At 58.5% G+C, this 7,386-nt stretch carries 5 protein-coding genes and 1 CRISPR repeat array; of the genes, 2 read left to right on the plus strand and 3 right to left on the minus strand.

Annotation, left to right across the window (positions count from 1 at the left end; genetic code table 11):
• Positions 1-954: ATP-binding cassette domain-containing protein (locus NW843_RS09825; RefSeq protein WP_414522824.1), on the plus strand; the 954-nt coding region annotated here is incomplete at its 5' end.
• A gap of 76 nt (positions 955-1,030) precedes the next feature.
• Complete coding sequence (locus NW843_RS09830) at positions 1,031-1,804, plus strand: ABC transporter permease (RefSeq protein ID WP_414356055.1); 774 nt, start codon at positions 1,031-1,033, stop codon at positions 1,802-1,804.
• 33 nt (positions 1,805-1,837) lie between these two features.
• Here NW843_RS09830 and ald read toward each other — a convergent pair whose 3' ends face one another.
• The 3 genes from ald to NW843_RS09845 all read right to left on the minus strand — a co-directional run.
• On the minus strand, positions 1,838-2,926 hold the full coding sequence (gene ald / locus NW843_RS09835) for an alanine dehydrogenase (protein ID WP_414522825.1): 1,089 nt from the start codon (positions 2,924-2,926) through the stop codon (positions 1,838-1,840).
• A gap of 335 nt (positions 2,927-3,261) precedes the next feature.
• A CRISPR array of direct repeats spans positions 3,262-5,042; the repeat unit is 37 nt; unit sequence GTTGATCCCTACCTTTTCCCCGCAAGGGGACGGAAAC.
• 100 nt (positions 5,043-5,142) lie between these two features.
• Positions 5,143-6,255: an LptF/LptG family permease gene (locus tag NW843_RS09840; RefSeq protein WP_414522826.1), complete on the minus strand. Its 1,113-nt coding sequence runs from the start codon at positions 6,253-6,255 to the stop codon at positions 5,143-5,145.
• 108 nt (positions 6,256-6,363) lie between these two features.
• On the minus strand, positions 6,364-7,386 hold a 1,023-nt coding region (locus tag NW843_RS09845), incomplete at its 5' end, for a pentapeptide repeat-containing protein (RefSeq protein WP_414522827.1).

The raw sequence follows: 7,386 nt of genomic DNA on the forward strand, positions 1-7,386 counted from the left end.
ATCAAGCGCGTCTATCGCAAGCTGGCCCGCCAGTATCACCCCGACGTGAACCCCGGCAACAAGGCGGCAGAGGAACGCTTTAAGGAGATCAACGAAGCCTACGAGGTGCTCTCTGATCCAGAGAAGTCGCAGAGGGTGGTTCAAAGTGGGTTATCTTCCCCCGCTGTTTCGGGCAAGCCCGTTCTGGAGTTGCGCCACGTCTCGCTGCAGTACCCCACCAAGGGATCCCCAGTCACGATCATCCGCGACGTCAGCTTTTCTGTTGCCCACTCGGAGTTTGTCTCCATTGTTGGGCCGAGCGGCTGTGGCAAGACTTCTCTTTTGAAGATGATGGCCGGCCTGAACACTGACCATGGCGGCACCCTCTACTTTCAGTTGCAGCCCATCGCCGGCCCCCTGAAGAGTGTGGGCATGGCCTTTCAAAACCCGGTGCTGCTGCCCTGGCGCACAACCCTGGAGAACGTGTTGCTGCCGTTGGAGGTGGTAGAGCCCTACAAGCGCACCTTCAAGCAAAACCTGGCCCAGCACGAGAAGTCGGCGCTGGAGCTGCTGGCCACCGTAGGCTTGGAGGGTTTTCAGAAAGCCTATCCTTGGCAGCTTTCTGGGGGAATGCGGCAGCGGGCTTCCCTGTGCCGCGCTTTGATCCATCAGCCGGAGCTGTTGTTGTTGGACGAACCTTTTGCCGCTTTGGATGCCTTTACCCGCGAGGATATGTGGGAAATGTTGCAGCGGCTGTGGCTGCGCACCGGCTGCACCGCCATTTTGATCACTCACGATTTGCGGGAGGCGGTTTTCCTCTCCGATACCATTTATGTGATGGGGCCACGGCCTAGCGAGATCATCTTTTCCCTCAAAGTGGATCTGCCCCGTCCACGCCCGCTGGAGATCTGCCTGACGGACGAGTTTCACCGCTTGGTCTCGGAAGTGCGCCAGCACATTCGGCGCAGCTATTAGGCCAAAGATCCCTTGATCCAAAAAATCTGGAAAGGTTTGCTGGACAGGTTACCGCGCATTTCTGCCGAGGGATCCCATGAAAAAATCATTTGACCGATTTTTGCAGACCCAAACGGCTTCTGTGGTCTTGCCCGCTGTCACCATCGTTTTGACCCTTGTGCTCTGGCAGGTGGGGGTGGGGCTGTTCAACGTTCCTCGCTTCATTCTGCCGGCGCCCACCCAGATCCTCGCAGCCATGAACCAGTGGAGCCCGGTGATTCTGCGCCACTCCCTAACCACCCTCACTTCGACGCTGCTGGCCTTTGCGCTGGCTTTGGTGGGGGGGATATTGCTGGGATCGATCATCGGCAGCTCCCGCCTGGCCCATCTGTGTTTGTACCCGCTGCTGGTGGGGTTTAACACCATCCCGAAGGTGGCTTTGGTGCCGCTGCTGGCGATTTGGTTTGGCTTGGGCCTGATCCCGGCGGTGATCACGGCCTTTTTGCTGGCCTTTTTCCCCATTGCAGTCAATGTGGCGGTGGGGCTGGAGACGGTGGAAGCCGAAATGCGGGATGTGCTGCGCTCGTTGGGGGCCAGCTCTTGGGAGATCTTCACCAAGGTGGGGCTACCCCACAGCATGCCCTACCTGTTTGCCTCGTTGAAGGTGGCCATCTCCTTTGCTTTTGTCGGCTCGGTGATCTCGGAGACGGTGGCTTCTAACCAGGGGCTGGGCTACCTGATCGTGTCGGCCAGTTCTTCTTTTGATGTGCCTTTGGCCTTTGCGGGTTTGGTTGCCCTCGGCATTATGGGCATTTTGCTCTACACCTTTTTTGCGGCTTTGGAGCGCTATGTCCTGTCCTGGCGACAGTAGCATCTCTCCCCAGGGAGCCAACCCCTGCCTGAGCTAGCCCAGGTCTGGAAAGGTGGCTCGCACCGCCGGGTGGATGAGCTTGCCTGCCCTGACGTTTAGCCCTTTGGCCAAGGCCGGGTCTTGTTCCAAAGCAGCGGGCAAGCCGAGATTGGCCAGCTTGAGGATGTAGGGGAGAGTGGCGTTGACCAGCGCTTGGGTCGAAGTCCAGGGGACAGCCCCCGGCATGTTGGGAACGCCGTAGTGCAACACCCCGTGGGCTTCGTAAACCGGCTGGGCATGGGTGGTAACCCGCGTGGTGGCGATGCACCCCCCCTGATCCACCGCCACATCCACAATGAGGGAGCGAGGACGCATCTGGGCCACCAGCTCTTCTCCCACCAAGACCGGGGCCCGCCTTCCCGGCACCAGCACTGCCCCTACCACCAGGTCGGCCTCGCGAACACACTCTTCCACGCTTTGGGCCGTGCTGTAGAGCAGCTCCACACGGGATCCAAAGAGCAGCTCCAGCTCGTTCAGCCGCTGCAGGTTGATGTCCAAAATCTGCACCCGCGCCCCCAAGCCTACGGCCATTTTGGCCGCCTCAGTGCCCACGGTTCCCCCGCCCAGGATCACCACCCGCCCCGGCGGCACCCCCGGGATCCCGCCCAGCAACACGCCCCGCCCCCCCTGCTGTCGGGTCAGGTAATGGGCGCCAAATTGCACCGAGAGCCGCCCAGCGATCATGCTCATGGGCGCCAACAAAGGCAGGGATCCATCTGCCAATTCCACCGTTTCATAGGCAAGGCAGGTGGCCCCCGATTGCAGCAGCGCCTGGGTCAGCTCGCGGCTGGCGGCCAAGTGCAAATAGGTAAACAGGATGAGGTCGGGATGGAGCAGAGGATACTCGGCAGGCAAGGGCTCCTTTACCTTCACCACCAGCTCCTGCCGGTAGATCTCCTCAGGAGTGACAGCCAGCTTGGCCCCCGCTTTTTGGTAGTCCTCATCCGTGAAGCCCGCCCCCTGGCCTGCTTGGGTTTCCACCCACACCTGGTGCCCCTGCTCGGTCAAGGCCCGCACCGCCGCCGGTGTCAGCCCGACACGGAACTCTTGCTCTTTGATCTCTTTGGGCACGCCAATTCGCATAGGGATCCCCGTAGGGCTGCTTTCCAGTCTAGACAGACTCTCTCCCCGATGGGATCCCTGGCCTGAGCAGGAGAGCGAAAATTGTAAAGTTTTGTGCGCGATCTGTCGGGGCAAGCAATCGCCAGGCTAATTTTGTTAGCTCAAGATTTCAAGGGCAAACCTAGATCTCTTGCCATGATTGGCACGAAAACAAGACATAACAGCCTCAGAAAGCCCAATTTTCTTGCTTGCGCTTATCCCCAAGAGCAATGTTAATATCTATGTCACGAAGTCTCCGTACTCCCTCGCGAACGCACCTTGAAAACTGCATGGATTCAAGCTTTTCCGGGGGTAGGGTTGATCCCTACCTTTTCCCCGCAAGGGGACGGAAACACGTTTTTTGAGTATATATATTGGTTATCACTATAAGGAAGTTGATCCCTACCTTTTCCCCGCAAGGGGACGGAAACTAGTCCTCCCCCAGCACCCAGGTTCACACACCTGGGTGTTCTGTTGATCCCTACCTTTTCCCCGCAAGGGGACGGAAACACCGTGAAGAACGAATGATTTGCTCTTTTGTATACCGCGTTGATCCCTACCTTTTCCCCGCAAGGGGACGGAAACTTCTCGGCGAAGCTGCCGAGAATCGTCCAGCGGCCTACAGCGTTGATCCCTACCTTTTCCCCGCAAGGGGACGGAAACAAGAGCACCTTATGATCCTTAAGGGAGCCCCACACTCGTTGATCCCTACCTTTTCCCCGCAAGGGGACGGAAACCCCGCATTACACAGCCTATTTCCCCGCAGGGGCATTGCACAAAGCGTTGATCCCTACCTTTTCCCCGCAAGGGGACGGAAACCCCTGATCAATGATCGAAATAGCTTGGTCGTTTGTGAGGTTGATCCCTACCTTTTCCCCGCAAGGGGACGGAAACGAGATCTGGACACCGCGTTTGGTTTAACTGCGAAAGGCGGTTGATCCCTACCTTTTCCCCGCAAGGGGACGGAAACGTCTAGATAGGATACCTTCATGAGTACATTCGCTATGTCGTTGATCCCTACCTTTTCCCCGCAAGGGGACGGAAACGGCTAGCCCAATAGTTTGACTCCCTTAGGCAGATAGAAAAAGTTGATCCCTACCTTTTCCCCGCAAGGGGACGGAAACTGAGCACTGAGACAAGTATTCGTCTAGATCATTAAAGACAAGTTGATCCCTACCTTTTCCCCGCAAGGGGACGGAAACGGATACTGGGTGTGAGGGGAAAGACTAGTTCTCGAAGTGTTGATCCCTACCTTTTCCCCGCAAGGGGACGGAAACCGCCAAATCTCGACGCAAACCTGTTGCCCATTTTGGAACTGTTGATCCCTACCTTTTCCCCGCAAGGGGACGGAAACTTTTCATTGATTTTGACTCCATTGATGGCTATGTTCGACGTTGATCCCTACCTTTTCCCCGCAAGGGGACGGAAACGCCCGTCCGGTGTAACACCAGGGATCGGATCCACGTCGGTTGATCCCTACCTTTTCCCCGCAAGGGGACGGAAACTACAAGCCACTGCCCATGGAGGGCAGGGGAGGTTTTCAACGTTGATCCCTACCTTTTCCCCGCAAGGGGACGGAAACCGCACGAGGTAAGCGGGTATCTTGGACATAACAACTCGTTGATCCCTACCTTTTCCCCGCAAGGGGACGGAAACGGAGGTAAAAATGTTGATTCGTCGCTATGCTTATCGTTGATCCCTACCTTTTCCCCGCAAGGGGACGGAAACCGATGTTAGGTGCAGTATAGTGGTGCCTGCTAATGACGTTGATCCCTACCTTTTCCCCGCAAGGGGACGGAAACTGATATACATCACAGTCGGGGTCGTAGTGGCCCCCGTTGATCCCTACCTTTTCCCCGCAAGGGGACGGAAACCTCTCCAGGCCTTTTAAAAGCAAATTTAGCCTCTTGTTGATCCCTACCTTTTCCCCGCAAGGGGACGGAAACGGTTTACACTATTCTATGGTGATGTCCCACGTCTCCTTGTTGATCCCTACCTTTTCCCCGCAAGGGGACGGAAACTCGAGAACAATGGCCACGGCCACTTGCGTGGTCTTCTGCTGTTGATCCCTACCTTTTCCCCGCAAGGGGACGGAAACCTGAGCTACGCGAGGCGAGAGGAGAGAGAAAGGAAAGTTGATCCCTGCCTTCTTCGAGACATCCTTGAGAACTGAGACTGGCGGATTCTAGGGTGGATCCCTAGCGCAAGAAGCGGGCCAAAAGCAGCAGGCCGAGGCCGCCGAACAAGATGTTGAAGCTCCAGGCCGCTGCCCAGGGGGGAAGGGCGCCGGCTTCTCCCAAGCTGCGAGACACGCTGAGCACCACGTAGTAGCCAAACACCAACAGGATCCCGAAGACGACGCCCCCGTAGCGTCCCACCCGCCGGGCAGTGCTGGATCCCAGGGGGAGCGAAATCAGCACGGCAAAAAAGCTGGCCAAGGGCAGGGAGAAGCGCATGTGGAACTCGGTGCGCAGAGCCTGAGTATTGAGATTGGAGCGGGCCAGGCGGGAAATCCGCTCCGCCAGCTCCGGCAAGCTCAACTCGCTCGGGGGAACCGGCGGCTGCATCAGGGCAGCCAGATCCTGGGAAACTTGCAGCGGCTTGCGATGAAACGTTTGCTCGGCAATGCTGAGACCCGTGGGGCCGCAAAGGTGGGTTGCCCCTTCGCTGAGGCTCCACTCCAGTCCATTCCACACTGCCTGAGCGGCCAAGGTCACTTCCGCCAACTGGTATTTGCCCCCCGGCAAGGGATCCACCCGCAAAATCGTGACATCTTGCATGGTATTCAACCGGGGATCCACTTGGCGGATGAAGAACCAGAGGTTGTCTTCGGTTTTGAAAAAGACATCGTATTGCACCGGGGTGGCGGTCTGGGCCAGCAAAGCCTGCTGATCGATCTGGCGGATTTGCTGTTTGCTGGCCGGCAGCAACACGTTGCTGATGAAAAAAGCGCTCAAGCTCATGGCCAACCCCACCAGCAGCAGGGGTCGGAAAATCCGGCTAAAAGGGATCCCGGCTGCCCGCATAGCGGTGATCTCGCTGTTGCCGCTCAGCTTGCCCAAGGTGAGCATGGTGGCAAAGAAGGCGGCAATGGGCATGCCCAGCACCACCATCTCCGGCAGATCCAAAACCAAAAGACGCAACACCGTCAGGGGGGGGACGGATCCCTCGACCAGCCGCTCGGCCAGGGTAAACAGTCGGCCCACCAGCAGCAGCAGGGTTCCCCCCGCAACACCGGTCAGCACTGGGGTGAGCATCTGCCCAAATAGATAGCGCTCCAGCAGCCAGAACTTGGTGAGCAACCGTGCCATGTTTGAGAATCGAAGGGGATCGCCCTCATCCCCAAGGGAGAGGCGAGTTGCAATAGCCGAAGAATCGGCGGCAAAAGCCCTGAACCAGGCTTATCGATTTATTCTCGCTCAAGGGCTTGGGGCAGGTGGGGGAAACGACTCCGTTTTGTCGGCAGGATCCAAACGCGGCTGAGGAGAGTTGAGGAGAGGTTCGGACGCGGGATCCAGCTCGGCCCCCCAGGCGGCCAGGTAGGCCCGTTGTTCGGGGGAAAGGCGGCGAGCCTGGCGGAAATCTGCCCCTGCCACGATAGCTCCGGTGTAGGCCCCGGTCTTGAAATCGGGCTTTTGCCCTGGCTGAGCAGGGGAAGCCGTCTGAGGGGATCCCACAAACAGCAAAGCGCGGTAGAGATCGGCCCCGCGCAGGTCGGCATTCCGCAAGTTAGCTCCGCACAGATTGGTGTGGCTGAGATCGCAGCCGCTCAGGTTGGCCCGCTCCAGGCTGGCTTCGCTGAAATCCACCGCCCGCAACAGGGTGCCATGCAGGTCGGCTCCCTCCAGCATCGTGCCCAGGTTGACCACTCGGATCCCGTGCAGGCGATCCCGCTGGTAGCCCCCCTTGCCATCCAGGATAGGTCGGCCCAGGTGTTCGTCTCGCCGCAGAGGGCTGAGTAGGTTAGCGGTGGAGAGAAAGCGCAGGATCTTGGCTTTGCCGAAGCGATCCACCCCGTTCAACAAAGCAGCCGTGCGCCCGGCAGCAATGGCCCGCTCCAGGGGCCAATCGTCCAACTGCCCATCGGGAGACAAGACCAGGTTGGAAATGCCTTCAAAGTAGGCGTCGATGGTCTGCTGCTGGGTGATGATATTCTGCTGAATGGTGAGATCGCGGGAGATGATGTACTGCCGCCAGGCGATGTAGGCGGCCAGGATGGCGATCAAGATCTGGCCTGTGGCCCCAAACACTTCTCCCAAAGCCCCAATCGCCTCCCAACTCAGGGATCCCAAAGCGGAAAACACCCCGCTCCCAGCAACCCCTCCCATCAGGGCCAAGCTGAGGGCCACTCCCGCCCAGGCCAATTGAGGCCAAGTGGTCAGCCACTGCCAAAGACGGCGTCCGATCTGAGCCCAAAGCGATCGCCCCCACCAGCCCGCCAG

It is taken from the genome of Synechococcus sp. R5-12 (assembly GCF_047502655.1).
Classification (GTDB): Bacteria; Cyanobacteriota; Cyanobacteriia; order Thermostichales; family Thermostichaceae; genus Thermostichus.